General features: G+C 63.7%; 15 protein-coding genes and 1 pseudogene. 10 read left to right on the top strand and 6 right to left on the bottom strand.

Going from position 1 to position 18,072, the window contains the following annotated elements:
* Nucleotides 1–32 precede the first annotated feature (32 nt).
* The 3 genes from EN862_RS08540 (at nt 33) to EN862_RS08550 (ending at nt 5,335) form a co-directional block, all read left to right on the top strand.
* Nucleotides 33–320: a succinate dehydrogenase assembly factor 2 gene (locus tag EN862_RS08540; RefSeq protein ID WP_127863673.1), complete on the top strand. Its 288-nt coding sequence runs from the start codon at nt 33–35 to the stop codon at nt 318–320.
* 7 nt (nt 321–327) lie between these two features.
* On the top strand, nt 328–3,825 hold the full coding sequence (gene mfd / locus EN862_RS08545) for a transcription-repair coupling factor (protein ID WP_127863674.1): 3,498 nt from the start codon (nt 328–330) through the stop codon (nt 3,823–3,825).
* A 136-nt stretch (nt 3,826–3,961) separates the two neighbouring features.
* Nucleotides 3,962–5,335 carry a 3-deoxy-7-phosphoheptulonate synthase class II gene (locus EN862_RS08550; RefSeq protein ID WP_127863675.1) on the top strand — a complete coding sequence of 458 codons (1,374 nt, stop codon included), beginning with the start codon at nt 3,962–3,964 and terminating at the stop codon, nt 5,333–5,335.
* Between the two features lie 82 nt (nt 5,336–5,417).
* Here EN862_RS08550 and EN862_RS08555 read toward each other — a convergent pair whose 3' ends face one another.
* On the bottom strand, nt 5,418–6,995 hold the full coding sequence (locus EN862_RS08555) for a glycosyltransferase family 39 protein (protein ID WP_127863676.1): 1,578 nt from the start codon (nt 6,993–6,995) through the stop codon (nt 5,418–5,420).
* A 191-nt stretch (nt 6,996–7,186) separates the two neighbouring features.
* On the opposite strand from EN862_RS08555, the pseudogene EN862_RS37515 reads away from it, so the two are divergent.
* Nucleotides 7,187–7,892, top strand: a pseudogene (locus EN862_RS37515) (hypothetical protein).
* 43 nt (nt 7,893–7,935) lie between these two features.
* On the opposite strand, the gene EN862_RS08565 reads toward EN862_RS37515, so the two are convergent.
* The 3 genes from EN862_RS08565 to EN862_RS08575 form a co-directional block, all read right to left on the bottom strand.
* Nucleotides 7,936–8,703 carry an RES family NAD+ phosphorylase gene (locus EN862_RS08565; protein WP_127863677.1) on the bottom strand — a complete coding sequence of 256 codons (768 nt, stop codon included), beginning with the start codon at nt 8,701–8,703 and terminating at the stop codon, nt 7,936–7,938.
* The gene (locus EN862_RS08570) at nt 8,663–9,040 is read right to left on the bottom strand and encodes an antitoxin Xre/MbcA/ParS toxin-binding domain-containing protein (RefSeq protein WP_095815208.1); all 378 of its coding nucleotides are present in this window, start codon (nt 9,038–9,040) and stop codon (nt 8,663–8,665) included. Before EN862_RS08570 ends, EN862_RS08565 begins: the two co-directional genes overlap by 41 nt.
* 63 nt (nt 9,041–9,103) lie before the next feature.
* Complete coding sequence (locus EN862_RS08575; RefSeq protein ID WP_127863678.1) at nt 9,104–10,174, bottom strand: GGDEF domain-containing protein; 1,071 nt, start codon at nt 10,172–10,174, stop codon at nt 9,104–9,106.
* Between the two features lie 321 nt (nt 10,175–10,495).
* Here EN862_RS08575 and EN862_RS08580 point away from each other — a divergent pair, with 321 nt between their 5' ends.
* Both EN862_RS08580 and EN862_RS08585 read left to right on the top strand, forming a co-directional pair.
* Complete coding sequence (locus EN862_RS08580) at nt 10,496–10,915, top strand: GFA family protein (protein ID WP_127864026.1); 420 nt, start codon at nt 10,496–10,498, stop codon at nt 10,913–10,915.
* Nucleotides 10,916–10,991: 76 nt separating this feature from the next.
* Nucleotides 10,992–11,351 carry a diacylglycerol kinase gene (locus EN862_RS08585; RefSeq protein ID WP_042644382.1) on the top strand — a complete coding sequence of 120 codons (360 nt, stop codon included), beginning with the start codon at nt 10,992–10,994 and terminating at the stop codon, nt 11,349–11,351.
* A 10-nt stretch (nt 11,352–11,361) separates the two neighbouring features.
* On the opposite strand, the gene EN862_RS08590 is transcribed toward EN862_RS08585, so the two are convergent.
* Nucleotides 11,362–11,961 carry a DedA family protein gene (locus EN862_RS08590; protein WP_127863679.1) on the bottom strand — a complete coding sequence of 200 codons (600 nt, stop codon included), beginning with the start codon at nt 11,959–11,961 and terminating at the stop codon, nt 11,362–11,364.
* On the bottom strand, nt 11,958–12,521 hold the full coding sequence (locus EN862_RS08595; protein WP_127863680.1) for a DUF1003 domain-containing protein: 564 nt from the start codon (nt 12,519–12,521) through the stop codon (nt 11,958–11,960). Before EN862_RS08595 ends, EN862_RS08590 begins: the two co-directional genes overlap by 4 nt.
* 92 nt (nt 12,522–12,613) lie before the next feature.
* Between EN862_RS08595 and EN862_RS08600 the strand changes: the two genes are divergently transcribed.
* The 4 genes from EN862_RS08600 (at nt 12,614) to EN862_RS08615 (ending at nt 17,835) form a co-directional block, all read left to right on the top strand.
* Nucleotides 12,614–13,327 carry a DNA-3-methyladenine glycosylase I gene (locus tag EN862_RS08600; protein ID WP_127863681.1) on the top strand — a complete coding sequence of 238 codons (714 nt, stop codon included), beginning with the start codon at nt 12,614–12,616 and terminating at the stop codon, nt 13,325–13,327.
* 119 nt (nt 13,328–13,446) lie between these two features.
* The gene (locus EN862_RS08605; protein ID WP_127863682.1) at nt 13,447–15,126 is read left to right on the top strand and encodes an NAD+ synthase; all 1,680 of its coding nucleotides are present in this window, start codon (nt 13,447–13,449) and stop codon (nt 15,124–15,126) included.
* Between the two features lie 7 nt (nt 15,127–15,133).
* The gene (locus EN862_RS08610; protein WP_127863683.1) at nt 15,134–15,547 is read left to right on the top strand and encodes a GNAT family N-acetyltransferase; all 414 of its coding nucleotides are present in this window, start codon (nt 15,134–15,136) and stop codon (nt 15,545–15,547) included.
* Nucleotides 15,548–16,029: 482 nt separating this feature from the next.
* Nucleotides 16,030–17,835: an ABC transporter ATP-binding protein gene (locus EN862_RS08615; RefSeq protein WP_127863684.1), complete on the top strand. Its 1,806-nt coding sequence runs from the start codon at nt 16,030–16,032 to the stop codon at nt 17,833–17,835.
* Nucleotides 17,836–18,072 lie beyond the last annotated feature (237 nt).

Below are 18,072 nucleotides of genomic sequence, written 5' to 3' on the forward strand. Positions count from 1 at the left end.
ATATGCGCCGCTTCGAACAGGGATAGCGTGCCATGACCGGAACACAGCGATCAAGCGAGGGGTTGGATGCCCGCCGCCGCAAGCTCCTGTTCCGCTCCTGGCATCGCGGCATGCGCGAGATGGACCTGATCCTCGGTTCCTTCGCCGACGCCGAGATCGGCGCCTTGACCGGCGATGAAATCGACCAATATGAGAGGCTTCTCGAAATTTCCGACACCGATTTCCTGCCGATGGTCACGGGCGAGCACCCGGTTCCGCCCGATGTCGATTGCGCGGTGCTGCGGAAAATCATGACGTCGCGCCGGACCATGACATTTTGAAAAACGCATGAGCCTCATTCCTTCCATCGGCCTGCCCAAGGGCCGCGCCGGCCAGTTCATCGTCGACGGCGTCGCCGACGGCTACGAAGCCTTCGCCCTGGTCCAGACGGCGCAAGAGATCGCGCCCGACAAGCCGGTGCTGTTCGTCGCGCGCGACGGCCAGCGGCTGCCGGCGATCATCGAGGCGCTCGCCTTTGCCGCGCCTGGCCTGCCGGTGCTGGAACTGCCGGCATGGGATTGCCTGCCTTACGATCGCGTCTCACCTGGAGCGGATGCCGCGGCGCGGCGGCTCGACGCGCTTTCCGCCATGATCGCGCTGGCGAAGAAGCCGCATCGCGCCGTGATCCTCACTACCGCCAATGCGCTGTTGCAGCGTATCCCGCCGGCGGAGCTGATCGAAGCGCAGACCTTCCATGCCAGGCCCGGCAACCAGATCGACATGAACGCGCTGATTGCGCGGCTGGAGACTTCCGGCTTCGAGCGCGTGCCGACCGTGCGCGGACTTGGCGAATTCGCGGTGCGCGGCGGCATTCTCGACCTGTTCGCGCCAGGCTGGAGCGAGGCGCTCAGGCTCGACTTCTTCGGCGACACGCTGGAATCGATCCGCGTCTTCGACGTCGCCACCCAGCGCACCACCGGGCAGCGCAAGTCGATGTCGCTGCAGGCGATGAGCGAGGTGGCGCTGACGCCGGAGACGATCAGCCGCTTTCGCCGTTCCTATATCGAGGCTTTCGGCGCGCCCTCGCGCGACGACGCGCTCTATGCGGCGGTCAGCGAAGGCCGGCGCTTTGCCGGCATGGAGCACTGGCTGCCCTTCTTCTACGAGCGACTGGAGACGGTGTTCGACTATCTGCCGGATGCGCCTGTCGTGTTCGACCATCTGGCGCATGAGGCGCTGACCGAGCGCCACACGCTGATCCTCGACCATTACGAGGCGCGCCGGAAGCAGGCCGACAGCGCGCTGAAGGATGCCGTGCCCTACAAGCCGGTAGCGCCGGACCTGCTTTACCTGTCGCCTGAGAACCTCAAAGCCTCGCTCGGGCCGCGCGAGGACATCGACTTCACCGTGTTCGACGCGCCCGATGTCGGAGGCAAAAAGGTCTTCCATGCCGGCTCGCGGCAGGGCCGCAGCTTTGCGGAAGAGCGCGCCGACCCGAACATCAACGTCTTCGATGTCGTCGTGAAGCACATCGCCGATGAGCGCGCCGCGCGTCGCCGCGTCATCGTCGCCGGCTGGACGGAGGGCTCGCTCGACCGGCTCGGCCAGATCCTGGCTGAACATCATCTCGGCAGTCTGAAAACGGTCGCGACGCTTGCCGAGGTCGAAAAGCTCGAGCCGGGGCAGGCGGGCCTTGCCGTTCTGCCGCTCGAATCCGGCTTCGAGACCGACGACATGGTGGTCGTCGCCGAGCAGGACATTCTCGGCGACAGGCTGATCCGGCGTTCCAAGCGTAAGAAGAAGGCTTCCGATTTCATCGCCGAGGCCTCGTCGCTGTCTTCCGGCGACATCGTCGTCCATGCCGACCATGGCATCGGCCGCTTCATCGGCCTGCGCACCATCGAGGCGGTCGGCGCGCCGCATGACTGTCTCGAAATCCACTATGCCGGCGACGACCGCCTGTTCCTGCCGGTCGAAAACATTGAGCTTCTGTCGCGCTACGGCTCGGATTCGGCCGAGGCGACACTCGACAAGTTGGGTGGCGGCGCCTGGCAGGCGCGCAAGGCGCGGCTGAAGCGGCGCCTGCTCGACATGGCCGGGCAATTGATCCGCATCGCCGCTGAGCGGCAAATGCGCGCCGCACCCGCCATGATCCCGGCGGAAGGGCTCTATGGCGAGTTCGCCGCGCGCTTTCCCTATGAGGAGACCGACGATCAGCAGACGGCGATCGATGCCGTCATGGACGATCTCGGCGCCGGCAAGCCGATGGACCGGCTGGTCTGCGGTGACGTCGGCTTCGGCAAGACGGAGGTGGCGTTGCGCGCCGCGTTCATCGCGGCGATGGAAGGGTTCCAGGTCGCGGTCGTGGTGCCGACGACGCTTTTATCGCGCCAGCATTTCAAGACCTTCTCGCAGCGTTTTTCCGGCCTGCCGATCCGCATCGCGCAGGCATCGCGCCTAGTCGGTTCGAAGGAGCTGGCGGAAACCAAGAAAGGCATTGCCGAGGGCACGATCGACATCGTCGTAGGCACGCATGCGCTGCTCGGCAGCTCGATCTCATTCAAGAATCTCGGACTTCTGATCATCGACGAGGAGCAGCATTTCGGCGTCAAGCACAAGGAGCGGCTGAAGGAGCTCAAGAACGACGTGCATGTGCTCACGCTGTCGGCGACGCCGATCCCACGCACGCTACAGCTGGCGCTGACCGGCGTGCGCGAGCTGTCGCTGATCGCCACGCCGCCGGTCGACCGCATGGCGGTGCGCACCTTCATCTCGCCCTTCGATCCGCTGGTCATCCGTGAGACGCTGCTGCGCGAGCGCTATCGCGGCGGTCATTCCTTCTATGTCGTGCCGCGCATCAGCGACCTGGCCGAAATCCATGATTTCCTGAAGGAATCCGTGCCGGAGCTGAAGGTGGCGGTGGCGCATGGCCAGATGCCGCCGGGCGAGCTCGACGACATCATGAACGCCTTCTATGACGGGCAGTACGATGTGCTCCTGTCGACCACCATCGTCGAATCCGGCCTCGACATCCCGACCGCCAACACGCTGATCATCCATCGCGCCGACATGTTCGGTCTGGCTCAGCTCTACCAGTTGCGCGGCCGCGTCGGCCGCTCGAAGGTGCGCGCCTATGCGCTGTTCACGCTGCCGGCCAACCGCAAGCTGACCGATACGGCCGAGCGCCGCCTGAAGGTGCTGCAGTCGCTCGACACGCTCGGCGCCGGCTTCCAACTCGCCAGCCACGACCTCGATATCCGCGGCGCCGGCAATCTTCTCGGCGAAGAGCAGTCGGGGCATATCAAGGAGGTCGGTTTCGAGCTTTACCAGCAGATGCTGGAGGAGGCGGTGGCCGAGGTGAAGGACACCGGTGAAGTTCAGGACGGTGGCTGGTCGCCGCAGATCGCGGTCGGCACCGCGGTGATGATCCCGGAAAGCTACGTGCCCGACCTGCAGCTCCGCATGGCGCTTTACCGGCGCCTCGGCGACCTCGAAACCACCGAGGAGATCGACGGTTTTGGGGCCGAACTGATCGACCGGTTCGGGCCGCTGCCGGAAGAAGTGACGCATCTGTTGAAAATCGTCTTCATCAAGGCGCTCTGCCGCAAGGCCAATGTCGAGAAGCTTGACGCCGGGCCGAAGGGCGTCGTCATCCACTTCCGCAAGCGCGAATTCCCCAATCCGGTGGGGCTGGTCAAGTTCATCGGCGAGCAGGGCTCGCTGGCCAAGATCAGGGCCGACCACAGCGTCGTCTTCATGCGCGACTGGCCGAATGCGGAGAAGCGGCTGGCGGGGGCCGCAGTTGTTATGACTCAATTGGCGCGGCTGGTCGACAAGGCGGCCTGACGGCACCCGGACCATTCGCCACTGCTGAAAAACCCGGCTAGAATAGGCAATCGGCTTCGTGTAAGGAGCCGCGACCTCGTGTTGGGGCGCAAATAACGGGCGAGGGTGCTCGTTGAGAAGAGTATTGGGTGCAGCGATGACGAAATGGTCGCCGAATTCGTGGAGAGAAAAGCCGATCAAGCAGGTTCCGGCCTATCCGGACCTTGCCGCGCTGAAGGCGACGGAGGCCCAGCTCGCCACTTTCCCGCCGCTGGTTTTTGCCGGTGAAGCGCGCAAGCTGAAGAAGCAGCTGGCGGCGGTCGCCGCCGGCGAAGCCTTCCTGCTCCAGGGCGGCGACTGCGCCGAGAGCTTTGCCGAGCACGGCGCTGACAACATCCGCGACTTCTTCCGCGTCTTCCTGCAGATGTCGGTGGTGCTGACCTTCGCCGGCGCGCAGCCGGTGGTGAAGGTCGGCCGCGTCGCCGGCCAGTTCGCCAAACCGCGCTCCTCCGACAACGAGACCAAGGGCGGGGTGACATTGCCGAGCTACCGCGGCGACATCATCAACGGCATCGAGTTCGACGCCAGGTCGCGCATTCCCGATCCCGCCCGGCAGGAGATGGCCTACCGCCAGTCGGCCGCGACGCTCAACCTTCTGCGCGCCTTCGCGCAGGGCGGCTATGCCAGCCTGGAGAACGTGCATCGCTGGATGCTGGGCTTCGTCGCCGACAGTCCGCAAGGCGAGAAGTATGAATCGCTCGCCAATCGCATCACCGAGACGATGGAATTCATGCGCGCGGTGGGCATCACATCGGAAACCAATTTCGCGCTGCGCGAGACGGATTTCTACACCAGCCACGAGGCACTGCTGCTCGGTTACGAAGAGGCGCTGACGCGGGTCGATTCCACCTCCGGTGACTGGTACGCCACGTCGGGCCACATGATCTGGATCGGCGACCGCACCCGCCAGCCCGACCATGCCCATGTCGAATATTGCCGCGGCATCAAGAACCCACTTGGCCTTAAATGTGGACCTTCGCTGACGCCGGATGGTTTGCTGGAACTGATTGACCTGCTCAATCCCGAGAATGAGCCTGGCCGGCTGACGCTGATTGCGCGCTTCGGCTCCGACAAGGTGGCCGAACACCTGCCGAAGCTGGTGCGGGCGGTGAAGAAGGAGGGCCGCAGCGTCGTGTGGTCGTCCGATCCGATGCATGGCAACACCATCGAGGCGGCCGGCTACAAGACGCGGCCGTTCGACCGCATCCTCAAGGAAGTGCAGACCTTCTTCGAGGTGCATCGCGCCGAGGGCACGCATCCGGGCGGCATCCATGTCGAGATGACCGGCAAGAACGTTACCGAGTGCACGGGCGGCGCCCGCGCCATCACGGCCGAAGACCTGCAGGACCGCTATCATACCCATTGCGATCCGCGCCTTAACGCCGATCAGGCGATCGAGCTCGCCTTCCTGGTCTCGGACCTGCTCAAGAAGAGCCATCCGATCCAGCACAAGCAGGTCGCCAACGCCTGAGCGGCGCGCGGCGCTTGATCATTGGAGGCGCCGGCAAAACCGGCGCCTTTTCAATTCGGGCGGGTGGATCAAGCTTGGCTGGTCATTCCGGGTCGGGCGGCCCGGGCGGGTCTCCCGGGAAACTGGCCCTGCCGGGTGGAATGACGGCAAAGTTGATCAACAGGGGCGGCGCCCTGAGCGACCAGTCGAAAGACACCGTCTTGACCGGCAGGCCGTCGATCCAGGCCATTTGCTGCGGACTGAGTTGCCAGCCCTTCGGCCACACCAGCAGCATTCCCTGATCCCGCAGGCGCTGGTCCGTGATCCACGGAGCGAGGCGCCTGTCGAGCATCGTGAAGATGGAAGGCTGGTCCGCGGCTTCCAGTCCGGCAAGTCTGGCCACGCCGTCTTCGCCGCCGACAATGCCCAACGGCCCGGGCACCGCCTCATGCCAGATCGCCTCGGCCGTCCGTGAAATCGATCGCGCCGGCCAGCACATCGGCTGCAGGCGACCGCGGACGTTGCAGCCGGTCCAGCGGGTGACGGCGTAGGCGCTCGATATGGCGACCACGCATAGCAGCGCCAGCACCGTCAGCCGGCGCAATTCCGCGGGTCCCAGTCGCTGGCCCAGAAGCGCGATCGCCAGGGCGCCCACGAGATTGTACATCGTCGCGCCCCAGGACTCGCCGGTGCCGGTAAACAGCGAGGCGACCATGATCAGGAGCGCCGGTCCCAGACCCATCCATGCCAGGTAGACAACCGCGCGCCGCTCGGGGGCGGGCTGGGCCTGTACGGGTTCTCGCGTGGGGTCGGCCTGCCGCCGCAGCAGGCCGGAAAGAGCAAGAACGACGGGAACAGCGGAAAGCCCGGCAAGCTGAACGCCGATATAGTAAAGCCGGGCGCGGTGGGCGAGAACCCACTCGTTGCGGTGCTCGGCGTAGGTCAGCGGCAGGAAATCGAGTCGGAAAAGCTCGACCGCCAGCGGTGCCGCGATGCCAAGGAAAACCGCAAGGCCAAGCCACGGCCATGGGGTGGCGAGCCGGCTCCGGGCACGGCTATCGTATAAGAGCCAGATGCCGCCGAAAGCCAGCAGCAAGGCCGTCGAGAACTTGGCGTAGAGTCCCAGGCCGGAGACGACGCCGAGGGCGAGCCACCAGCCGGGCCGTCCGTCGCGCGCCGCGCGCCACAACAGCCATGAGATGCCGGCCCAGAAAGGCATCTGCGCATAGTCGTGGTTGAATTGCGGGGTCGGCCAGCCAAAGAAATAGATCGCGGGCATAAGCAACACCGCGGCGAGAGCGCGGATCGAACCCATGATGTCGCGTGCGAGAAGATAGACCAGGACGAAAGTCGTCGAGATCAGCAGTTGCGAAAGCATATATTGCGGCCAGCGGAACGAGCCGGTCAGGAGATGGCTGATCTCGAGCAGCCAACAGGGCAGCTGCGGGTGTTTGTATGTCAGCAGAACCCATTCGCGGCCCCACATGAACCCCTCGACGACGTCGTATGGCGGCCCAACGTTGACGAGCGCCGGCATGACGGTCCAGCAAGCGATCTGGCTGAGGCACAAAAGCGCCAGCAATCGCCATGGATGCCGGACCAGGCCGTTCCAGATCGAGCGCGCATTGCCTTGCGCGGCTGCCGCCGGCCAAAGGTGAACGGATTCGCTGGTTCTCGACATGCGGGCCTAAAATCACACCGACGGATTTCTGAACAGTCCGATAGCAAAAGCTTACGAAAATGTATGCTGCTGCAACATTGTAAAACCAAGATTGCGATGGAACCCGTCGCGGCGCCTCGGGCAGAACCGGCCAGTCCATCGTTGCCGGAACCGGCCTTCGGCGCCGCGATTCCAGCAATACAGGTTCCTCCATGCGCCACCAGCATGCCGTCATCCATCATCGCGCGCTCGACTTCTGGTCGGCGCGCGCGGCGGTTCTCGTCATCATCTGTCTTCAGCTTCTGGTCATCAACAATTTGTCCTTCGGTTCGCGCTGGCTGGCTCCTACCGTCGAGGCGGCGCTGCTGGTGCCTTTGTCGGTGGCGGCGGCCTGGACGCAGATGCGGACGCAGAAGGCAGTCGACCATGAGCATTGGTACGCGATCGGCCGATTGCGCCTCTATATACGCCGCACGGCATTGGTGATGACCGGCGTCATCAGCGTCATGAATTGCGGATCGCTGGTCTTCCTGGTGCGGGCACTGCTGGAAGGGCGTGCCGGCGCCGGCACGACGCTGCTCATCGATGCCCTCAACATCTGGGTCACCAATGTGATTGTCTTTGCGCTCTGGTTCTGGAGCACCGACCGCGGCGGTCCGCCGACCTGCGGGCTGGTCAAGCGGGCGCAGGCCGACTTCCTGTTCCCGCAAATGACGCTGCCCGATCGCGAGATACAGGGCTGGCTGCCGGGCTTCGTCCGACTACGTCTTCCTGGCCTTCACCAACGCCACTGCTTTCTCGCCGACCGACACCTTGCCACTTACGCAGCGCGCAAAGCTCCTGATGATGGCCGAAGCGATGATCTCGCTGCTGACGATCGCGCTGGTGGCAGCGCGGGCGGTCAACATCCTGGCATAGCTATCTGCCGTCTCGTCCTGAATCTCGAGAGAGTTTTCCGAGCTCAGTGGCCGCGCTCCCAACGCATTCCGGCCAGTCGCGGATCGGCAAAGGCGGCGCGTGAGAATTCCAGCCTTTTGTCGGGGAATTCGCAGATCGCCTGCAGGCCGAAGGAGCCGATTCGTATGCGCCAGGTCTGCGGCTCCAGCGGTTTGGCCTTGGCAAAGCCCTTGCAGGTCAACAAGGCGATGTTGGCGCCCCTGGGATCGCGCACCGAGCGATAGCGGATCGCCTGGACGTCGGCTTCGCGCGCGATATCGGCGATCGCCTGGCAGGCGGTGTAATCGGTGGGCTGCGTCCAGGCCTTCTCGTCGCGATCGAGCGGCGGCCGCGTCAGGTCGATCGCGCGCCGGCATTTGATCGCGGCGGCGAAGGCGGTGTATTCCGCCGCGTCGTTCGGCCATGGCGTCGCCGGCGATTCGGCAAAGAACAGCAAGCGGTAGAAGGCCATCTCCGCCACCGCCGTCAGCACTGTCTCGGTCGCGTAGTAGACGCCTTTGGTCTTGCCCGCGCGACGGAAGCGCGAGCCGTATGGATAGACGGAGCCGTAGCGGAAAGGCGTCGCCAGCAGATAGTGGAGGTGGCGGCATTCCAGCGGGATATGTGGCTTGGTGTCCTCGACGAGGTCCTCGAGCAGCGACTGCTCGTCGAGCGTGTCGACCAGCTTGAGGGTCGAAACGCGATGCTGCGCCTCGACCATGCGCCAGTATTTGCCTTCGAGCCTGACGGCTTCAGACGAGAGCGCGCCGGGAGTCCAGGTAGGCGATGACATCGACAAGTCCGGCAATGGTCAGGATTTTCTCGAGCGGCGTGCCGTCGAGCGTGACGTTGGGATTTCTCAGCCATGCCCGCGCAACAGTCTCGTCGCCGCCGACGATGGCGTCGAGCGAGCGGAACAGGCGGACGAACAGCACCGCCAGCTCGAACGGCTTGGTGCCGCGTTCGAGCAGGAACTCCTGCTTGCGCATGCGCGAGACCGTTGCCTCCGACACGCCGATGACCAAAGCGAGCGTCCTGGCGGTGATGTCGAGCAGGTCGGCCGCGCGCAGCGTGGCCTTGGTGATGACGGCGTTTTCGGCCGCCGTCGCGGCCGCGACTGGACGTTGCATAAGCGCACCCTTTCATTTCTGTGGAAAATATAGTCCACAAAAATTCTTATGGAAAGGGTGATGTCAGTCTTTCTTGTAAAGCAGCCAGCCCTTGCCGGCTCGTCCGGCCGTGGCCGAGTGCCTTGTCACGCGGTTGCGGCCGCCGACCTTGGAGCGGTAAAGCGCCCGGTCCGCCTTGGTGTAGAGGTCCTCGGGGTTTTCCGCCTCCGAAGCCATGCAGATGCCCAGCGATACGGTAACGGTGCCGTAATTCATGCCGGTCTGGCTGCTGGTGAACGGGGTCCGCTCGATCAGCGCGCGGATCCGCTCGGCGATCTCGTATGTGGCGTCCTCGCTGGCGCCTTCAACAATGAGCGCGAACTCCTCGCCTCCGGTGCGCGCGACAAACATGTCGGAACGGACACTCGACTGGAAGATCTCGGCGATGATCTGCAGGATCCTGTCGCCGACCGGATGGCCGTAACGATCGTTTATGTCCTTGAAATGATCGATATCGGCAAGGATCAAGGCGTTGAACAGGATGCCGCGGTTGCTGTTGTAGATCCGGGTGATCTCCTTGTCGAAGGCACGGCGGTTCCACAACTGCGTCAGCGGGTCGGTGTCGGCAAGCCGCTTGTATTCCTCGAGCTTCGACTTGACGCTTTCAAGCTCGGCCGTCTTTTCGCTGAGCGTGCTGGCGATCTGGCGGCCATGGTCGATCGTCGAGCTGGTGGCGGCCGACATTGCGCTGGCGATCTTCTGCAGGAGTTCCTGCGAAAGCAGGCTGCGATTGCTCAGGCCACTCGAGGTCTCGTCGAGGAGACGGCCGTATTTCTCGATATGCGAGCGCTCGCTGCGCAACAGCGCGGCGATGTCCTCGAGCTCCTTGGCGACCATCTCGCGGGCATGCTCGACAATGGCCGGTCCGTGATGCTGGGGGAAGAAGGCGCGCCCGATGCCGTCGAGGTCCTCCTGGGTCGGTCGGTTGCTCAACGAGACGACGGCAAGGCTGAGTTCGTGATTGCTGCCGCTGAGCGCCTCGTAGAAGATTTCATAGTTGCGGGGCAGGCCAAGCACGCCAAGCTGCCGCATCGTCGCCACGACGGTGCTGGCGATGTCGGTATTCCTGTCGGTCGGAATGGCTGCCGGCTGCATGTTCTGTTCATTCCCCCTTCAGTGCGACCGGAGACCTGCCACCACCGGGTGTCGCGCACGCGGGGATTTGTATCGGAACCCTAAATGCGACGGCGCGTCCCCAACACGACCTTCGCTTGCAGGAAACATAGATGCAGTTGCGCTAAAGTTTCCTTAATGGCCTGCCTTTCCTCGATTTCTCTGCTACCTCAGGGTGTAGCGCCGTGTGAGGCGCAGCTTTTGAAACGCGTCGCTTCGGTGTCGCATTTGCCTGCGCCCAGCCATTTCAAACCTGAAATTCTGTCCGGCAATGGATCGGGCAGATGGTCGAAGGAGGCCGGAATGGACGACAACCACAGCGGATCGTGCCTGTGCGGGGCGGTGCGTTTCAGGACGAGTGGCCCGTTGCGCGGCGTCGTATACTGCCATTGCTCGCAATGTCGCCGGCAGACTGGCCATTTCGTCGCCGCTACCGCCTCCAGGGATGCCGATATCGTCATAGAAGGGGCCGACGCGCTCAGCTGGTATGGTGCTTCCGATGTGGCGAAGCGCGGCTTCTGCCGAACCTGCGGCTCGTTGCTTTTCTGGAAGCACAACGAATTGGATACGATTTCCATCATGGCCGGATCCTTCCAGAGGCCGAGTGGCCTCTCGGCGGAAAGCCACATCTTCGTCGGCGACAAGGGCGATTACTATTCGATCGAGGACGGGTTGCCGCAGTTCGAAAAATCGACGCCGTCGATAAAGGTCGCCGACGGGTGAATTTGCAGGGGCTGCCTTATTCCCTTGATCCGGCCGTTGCGATATCCCCTCAACGTGACTCGAAACGGGGCTGGGCATGCAGCGGCTGATCGACGCTTTCATCAATTCGGTGCGGGCCTTCCGCAAGTTGGCCGCGCATGAAAAGGCATTTCAGCAGGAGCTGCTGTTGCTTGCGCTTGCCCTGCCGGCCGGCTGGTTCATCTCGGTCTCCTGGCGCGGCTACGCCCTGCTGATCGGCGCTGTGCTGCTGTTGATCATGGTCGAAGTTCTCAACACCGGAATCGAAGCCGCCTGCGATGCGATCTCGCGCGAATTCCACATCGAAATCCAGCTCGCCAAGGACTGCGGCTCGCTGGCGGTGCTGATTTCGATCGTGATCGCCGGCGGTGTCTGGGGCATCGCCTTGATCGAGCGCCTTATTGGTGCGCCGATCTGATCCTCGCGGTTCAGGCTCCTGATTGATCTTCCCTGGCGCGTTCGCGCCTGGCGAAGTGATGGCCGACCAGCCAGGCAACAATCGCGACGACGACGCCGACGCCAAGGGCGATGAGCAGGCGCTCATGCCGCGCGAATGCTTGGCCCACCATTTCCTCCGCGCCGAGGCCGAAGACATAGCCGATGCCGCTGAACAGGGCCGCCCAGACCGCGGAAGAGATAGCGTTCAGGAGAACGAAACGGGGCATTGGCACCGTCGACAGGCCGGCTGCGATGCCGCCGACCAGGCGCATGCCGTAGATGTAGCGGTTGGTCAGCACGAAGATGTTGGGATGGGTGTTGAGCAGGCGGTAGGCACGGCTGAAGCCCGGACGCCTGCGCAGCCTTCTCACATAGCGATGCTCGGCGAAGCTGCGCCCCAGGGTGAAGAAGAACGTGTCGCCGGCGAAGGCGCCGAGAAAGGCGGCGAGGAAAGTCTGCCACAGCACGAAGACATGTTGATGGGCAAAGAAGCCGCCCAGGATCGCGGCGCTTTCGCCTTCGGCGACGCAGCCCAGGAAGACCGCGATCAGACCGTATTGCTCGATGAGATGGTGGATCGTCTCGCTCATTCCGTTGCGGGCCACGCCGACAGTTTTTCGTCGATGCGCCTGATCTGTTCGGCCATGCGCAGGATCTCGTCGCGCATGCCGATGATCTCGCTGTGGCGCAACTCATCGAGCTTTTCATGCAGGGCCATGATCTCGATCTCGGCCTTCAGATTGACTTCGTAATCATGGGCAGCGTCGATGCGGTCGCGCTCGGTCTGGCGGTTCTGCGACATCATGATCACCGGCGCCTGGATCGCCGCGAGCATCGACAGCACGAGGTTGAGGAAGATGAAAGGGTAGGGGTCGAAGGCGTCGCGGGTCAGCAGCCAGGCGTTGCCGGCAGTCCAAAGAACCAGAAAGCCCAGGAAGCCGAGGATGAAGGACCAGGAACCGCCGATCCTGGCGATGGTGTCGGCGACGCGATCGCCATAGGTCTCGTGGAAGGCGACGGCCTTGTTGGTGTCACGCGCGATCGTGGTGCGCTCGAGCGTCGACTGGAGCACGCGGCTCTCGAGCGGACCGAACCCGTCCGGCTTTCGCTTGAGCAGACGGTTCGCCATGTCCTCGACGATCTTGTTCATTGGTTCTTCTCCTTAGGCAGAGCCTCGATAGAGGTAGAGGCTGCCGGGCCGGACGTGAAGTGATAGATTGCGGCGAACAGGCGAGGACAAAGATGCTCGATTTCCAGAAAATCCACGCGCGGGCGGCAAAGCGCAAGGGCGGGGAGGCGGTGCTGGCTCCGCTGCTTGGTCCTGCGCCTGACAACAAGGCGGTGGCGAAAGTCCCCGACGATCGCATTCTCTCCACCATGGCCGAGCGCATCTTCGCCGCAGGCTTCGTGTGGCGCGTCATCGAGCAGAAATGGCCGGGTTTCGAGGAGGCGTTCCTCGGTTTCGAGCCGAAGCGGCTTCTGTTCCAGCCCGACGACTTCTGGCACGAACTGGCATCCGACAGCCGCATCGTTCGCAACCCGCAGAAGATCAGATCGGTGCGCGACAACGCCGCCTTCGTCGATCGCGTCTCGAAGGAGCATGGCAGCTTCGGCAAATTCATCGCCGGGTGGCCGGCCGACGATCAGATCGGCCTGACCGCGTATCTCGCCAAGCATGGCAGCCGGCTCGGCGGCAACACCGGCCAGTATTTCCTGCGCTGGCTGGAATGGGACACGTTTGTCGTTTCCACCGACATGGCGGCGGCCTTGCGCGATGCCGGCCTCGACATAGCCGAGAATCCGACCTCGAAGCGGGACCTCGAAAAAATCCAGGCGCAGATCAACCACTGGTCGGCCGAAACCGGCCTGCCGCGCCGTCACATCTCGCGCATCCTGGCGATGTCGATCGGCGAGAACCGGTCGGCGGAGGCGCTGCGCGAGTATATGGGCGACTAGTCGATCGGGACTGATGGGCTCTGCCGATTAGTTAGCATACGATCGGCTTTGCCGATCGATCCTATTTGGCACAAGCAATCGCCATTGCGAGGCGATTTGTGCCACGCTACATCCGTTGCATGACCAAGACCGCTCCCGATATCCTGCGCATCGCCGTCGCCCAGCTCAACCCGACTGTCGGCGACGTCGCCGGCAACCTGGCGAAAGCGCGCGAGGCGAGGGCGGACGCCGCGCGACAAGGCGCCGACCTGGTGCTCTATACCGAGCTCTTCCTCGCCGGTTATCCGCCGGAAGACCTGGTGCTGAAGCCATCCTTCCTGAAGGCATGCGAGAAAGCGGCCGAGGATTTCGCCAAGGACACGGCCGATGGCGGGCCCGGCGTCATCATCGGCACGCCGCTGAAGCGCAAAAGCGGCACGCACAATTCCATCGTCTTCGCCGACGGAGGCAAGATCATCGCCGAGCGCTACAAGCTCGATCTGCCCAACTACGGCGAGTTCGACGAGAAGCGGGTCTTCCAGGCCGGACCGGAACTGCAGGGGCCGGTCAATTTCCGCGGCGTGCGCATCGGCGTCCCGATCTGTGAGGACATCTGGGGCGATATCGCTGTCTGCGAGACGCTGGCCGAAAGCGGCGCCGAGATCCTTTTGGTGCCGAACGGCTCGCCCTACTACCGCGCCAAGATCGACGTGCGTCACCAGGTCGTGATCCGTCAGGTCATCGAAACCGGCCTGCCGATGATCTATGCCAACCAGCTCGGCGGCCAGGACGAGCTGATCTTCGACGGCGCCTCGTTCGCCATCGGGGCCGACAAGACGCTGGCCTTCCAGATGAGCCAGTTCGAGGACGCGGTCGCTGTCACCACCTGGAAAAGAAAGGGAGATACCTGGGTCTGTGTGGAAGGCCCGACGTCGAAGATCCCCGACCGCGAAGAGGCAGACTACCGGGCCTGCATGCTCGGCCTGCGCGACTACGTCAACAAGAACGGCTTCAAGAATGTCGTGCTCGGCCTCTCCGGCGGCATCGACTCGGCGATCTGCGCGGCTCTTGCCGTCGATGCGCTGGGCGAAGAGCGATTGCGCACCGTCATGATGCCCTATCGCTACACGTCGAAGGATTCGCTGAAGGACGCCGAAGACTGCGCGCGCGCGCTCGGCTGTCGCTATGACATCGTGCCGATCTCCGAGCCGGTCGAAGGCTTCAAGCATGCGCTGACGCAGCTCTTCGAGGGCACCCAGGAGGGCATCACCGAGGAAAACCTGCAGAGCCGCGCGCGCGGCACGATCCTGATGGCGATCTCGAACAAGTTCGGCTCGATGGTGGTCACCACCGGCAACAAGAGCGAGATGTCGGTCGGCTACGCCACGCTTTACGGCGACATGAATGGCGGCTTCAACCCGATCAAGGATCTCTACAAGATGCAGGTTTACGCGCTGTCGCGCTGGCGCAATTCGCATGTGCCGCCGGGCGCGCTCGGTCCTTCCGGCGAGGTCATTCCGAAGAACATCATCGACAAGGCGCCATCGGCGGAGCTGCGCGAGAACCAGACCGACCAGGATTCGCTGCCGCCCTATCCGGTGCTGGACGACATTCTCGAATGTCTGGTCGAGAACGAGATGAGCGTCGACGACATCGTCGCGCGCGGCCATGACCGGGCGACGGTGACCCGCGTCGAGCACCTGCTCTACATCGCCGAATACAAGCGCCGGCAAGCGGCGCCCGGCGTTAAGATCACGCGCAAGAATTTCGGCCGCGACCGCCGCTATCCGATCACCAACCGGTTCCGGGACCGCGGTTAACCTTCGCATGCAAGACATTGAAATCAGTTTCGACCTGTCGCGGATCGATTTCCGGGCAACTTCCGACCAGCTCATGCGAAGCTATTGGGGTGCGTCCCGAACCGACGAGGCCCATCACCGCGCCTTCGACAACTCGCTTTGCGTCGCCGCCTATCTGGACGGCAAGCAGGTCGGTTTCGCCCGCGCGATCACCGACTACACCGTCTTTGCTTATGTTGCCGACGTCATCATCTGGCCGGAGAATCGCGGGCAGGGGATCGGCAAGCGGCTCGTCCAGGCGCTGATCGATCACCCCGGAGTCGGAACCGTGACGCATTGGAGCCTTTCGACCGACGATGCCCACAGCCTCTATGAGAAGTTCGGATTCAAGGCGTCGACCGATGGACGCTACATGCGGCTGGATCGTAAGCCAGCAGCCTGAGGGGCTCAAAGCGCATCACGTCGAAACGCAATCGGGTAACGCGCTTTAAGTCTTTGTTTTGATGCATGTCGTCGTCCCAGAACCGCTGCGCGCTTCCGGGCGACATGCATATGCCCGCACAACCCGCCGTTGTTGCAAATTCGTCGCAGTGGTTGGGCCAGATGGCATTTTGACGATAGGCCGGCTTGGCGATCGGGTGACGCCTCCCTATAAGAACCTCTCCGCGATTCCCTTCCGGGAGGACCGTATGGCAGGATTTGACATCGTTATGCGAGGCCGCGAAGCCTAGGTCTGCTCGGGCTTTCCGAAGGTTTTTCGGAGAGCCGGACGCAGGATAGGCGTTTGCCGCTGCCGGTCGCCGCCTCTGGGCAGGCGGGCTACCATACTGAACCTCCCGCTCTTTTGCGGCGCCGCAGGGCGCGGATGCGGGTTTTCCAATTTGATTTTACCGGGACCGGGCTCGTTTGCGCCCGGATGACATAATGGCTCGTTTCAAAATCGATCTGCGCGCCGGCGCCTTTCGCAGCGTGCTCGGTTTCACGTTCACCCACTGGCGGCGCCAGCCGTGGCGGCTTTCGCTCATCATGGGCGCCTTCCTGCTCTCGACACTGGCCGACGTGCTGACACCCTTCTATTCCGGCCGGCTGGTCGATGCGGTCGCAAGCGGCGCCGGAACCGACGAAATCGCCTGGAATGCGGCGATGACGGCGTTCTCGATCCTGATGGCGCTGGCCGTGGCAGGCGTGATGCTGCGCAACGCCGCCTTCCTGTGGATCGTCGAGCTGACGCTGAAGATGATGTCGGATATTGCCGCCGACGGCTTCCACCGTGTGCAGCGTTTCTCGACGGACTGGCACGCCAACAGTTTCGCCGGATCGACGGTGCGCAAGATCACGCGCGGCATGTGGGCGCTGGACCTGCTGAACGACACGATCCTGATCGCGCTTTTGCCGTCGGTCGTGATGCTTGTCGGCTCGACGCTGCTGCTCGGCTGGTTCTGGCCGCTGATGGGGGGTGTCGTGGCCGTCGGCTCGGTGTTGTTCATCACCGTCACGACAATGCTGTCGCTCGGCTATGTCGCGCCTGCCGCGCGGCTCGCCAACAGCTGGGACACGCGATTGGGCGGCGCGCTGGCGGATGCGGTGAGCTGCAACGCCGTCGTCAAGGGCTTCGGCGCGGAGACCCGCGAGGAAGCGCGGCTGGCGCGCGTGACCGCCAAATGGCGCCTGCGCACAGGCCGCACCTGGATGCGCGGCACCGCCAACGGCACCACGCAAGGGGTGCTGCTGCTGGTCATGCGGGCGGCGGTCATCGGTCTTGCCCTCATGCTGTGGGCCTGGGGCCAGGCGAGCGCCGGCGATGTCGCTTTCGTGCTCACCTCGTTCTTCGTGCTGCAGGGCTATCTGCGCGACATCGGAACGCATATCCGCAACCTGCAGCGCTCGATCAACGACATGGAGGAGCTGGTCGACTTCCAGTCCGAGCCGCTCGGCATCGAGGACCGGCCCGGCGCTCGGCCGATCCGGATCACCGATGGGCGTATCGCCTTCGACAAGGTGACGTTCCACTACGGCAATCATCTTCTGCCGCTCTACCGCGATTTCTCGGTCGAGATCGCGGCGGGTGAACGCATCGGGCTGGTCGGGCATTCAGGCTCGGGCAAAACGACCTTCGTCAAGCTGATCCAGCGGCTCTATGACGTGAATGCCGGGCGGATCCTGATCGACGGGCAGGACATCTCGCAGGTCGAGCAGGCGTCGCTGCGCAGCCAGATCGCCATCGTCCAGCAGGAGCCGATCCTGTTCCACCGCTCGCTGGCCGAGAACATCGCCTATGCCAGGCCCGGCGCCAGCCAGGCCGAGATCGAGCATGCCGCCAGGCTGGCCAGCGCCCATGATTTCATCACCAGCCTGCCCAAGGGCTACGGAACCCTGGTCGGCGAGCGTGGCGTGAAATTGTCGGGCGGCGAGCGCCAGCGCGTGGCGATCGCCCGCGCCTTCCTGGCCGACGCGCGCATCCTGATCCTGGACGAGGCGACGTCAAGCCTCGATTCGGAATCGGAAGTGCTGATCCAGAAGGCGATGGAGCGGTTGATGGTGGGGCGCACGACCCTTGTCATCGCGCATCGGCTCTCGACCGTGCGGGCGCTCGACCGCCTGCTGGTCTTCGATCGAGGCCGAATCGCCGAAGAGGGTTCGCATGACGACCTGATCCGCCTCAATGGCGGCATCTACCGGCGGCTGTTCGAGCGGCAGGCGCTCGAATTGACCAAGGGCCTCGTCGCCTGAGGAAAGGAACTGCGCCCGGCCTTGGCCGGGCGCAGTCGGCAGCGACGCGGCCGGGCTCGATCTCGCTACCGGTGAACCGGCCGAACCTGTTGCGAGCATGTCCGCGGGCGCGTTATGTCCGCCCCCTCCCTTGCTACCCGGCACGTGATCGTGGGCAATCTGCCCGCAGATCCTACATTTGCAACCACTCTCCCGTCATGCGGTTAGATCGGTTCAATACGTCGTTCAAACTACTTT

The organism is Mesorhizobium sp. M2E.F.Ca.ET.219.01.1.1 (assembly GCF_004016445.2).
Lineage (GTDB): Bacteria > Pseudomonadota > Alphaproteobacteria > Rhizobiales > Rhizobiaceae > Mesorhizobium.

Coding starts and splice junctions, on each gene's coding strand:
- EN862_RS08540 (WP_127863673.1), top strand. CDS start 33: ATGACCGGAACACAGCGATCAAGCGAGGGGTTGGATGCCCGCCGCCGC.
- mfd (WP_127863674.1), top strand. CDS start 328: ATGAGCCTCATTCCTTCCATCGGCCTGCCCAAGGGCCGCGCCGGCCAG.
- EN862_RS08550 (WP_127863675.1), top strand. CDS start 3,962: ATGACGAAATGGTCGCCGAATTCGTGGAGAGAAAAGCCGATCAAGCAG.
- EN862_RS08555 (WP_127863676.1), bottom strand. CDS start 6,995: ATGTCGAGAACCAGCGAATCCGTTCACCTTTGGCCGGCGGCAGCCGCG.
- EN862_RS08565 (WP_127863677.1), bottom strand. CDS start 8,703: ATGTCATCGCCTACCTGGACTCCCGGCGCGCTCTCGTCTGAAGCCGTC.
- EN862_RS08570 (WP_095815208.1), bottom strand. CDS start 9,040: ATGCAACGTCCAGTCGCGGCCGCGACGGCGGCCGAAAACGCCGTCATC.
- EN862_RS08575 (WP_127863678.1), bottom strand. CDS start 10,174: ATGCAGCCGGCAGCCATTCCGACCGACAGGAATACCGACATCGCCAGC.
- EN862_RS08580 (WP_127864026.1), top strand. CDS start 10,496: ATGGACGACAACCACAGCGGATCGTGCCTGTGCGGGGCGGTGCGTTTC.
- EN862_RS08585 (WP_042644382.1), top strand. CDS start 10,992: ATGCAGCGGCTGATCGACGCTTTCATCAATTCGGTGCGGGCCTTCCGC.
- EN862_RS08590 (WP_127863679.1), bottom strand. CDS start 11,961: ATGAGCGAGACGATCCACCATCTCATCGAGCAATACGGTCTGATCGCG.
- EN862_RS08595 (WP_127863680.1), bottom strand. CDS start 12,521: ATGAACAAGATCGTCGAGGACATGGCGAACCGTCTGCTCAAGCGAAAG.
- EN862_RS08600 (WP_127863681.1), top strand. CDS start 12,614: ATGCTCGATTTCCAGAAAATCCACGCGCGGGCGGCAAAGCGCAAGGGC.
- EN862_RS08605 (WP_127863682.1), top strand. CDS start 13,447: ATGACCAAGACCGCTCCCGATATCCTGCGCATCGCCGTCGCCCAGCTC.
- EN862_RS08610 (WP_127863683.1), top strand. CDS start 15,134: ATGCAAGACATTGAAATCAGTTTCGACCTGTCGCGGATCGATTTCCGG.
- EN862_RS08615 (WP_127863684.1), top strand. CDS start 16,030: ATGGCTCGTTTCAAAATCGATCTGCGCGCCGGCGCCTTTCGCAGCGTG.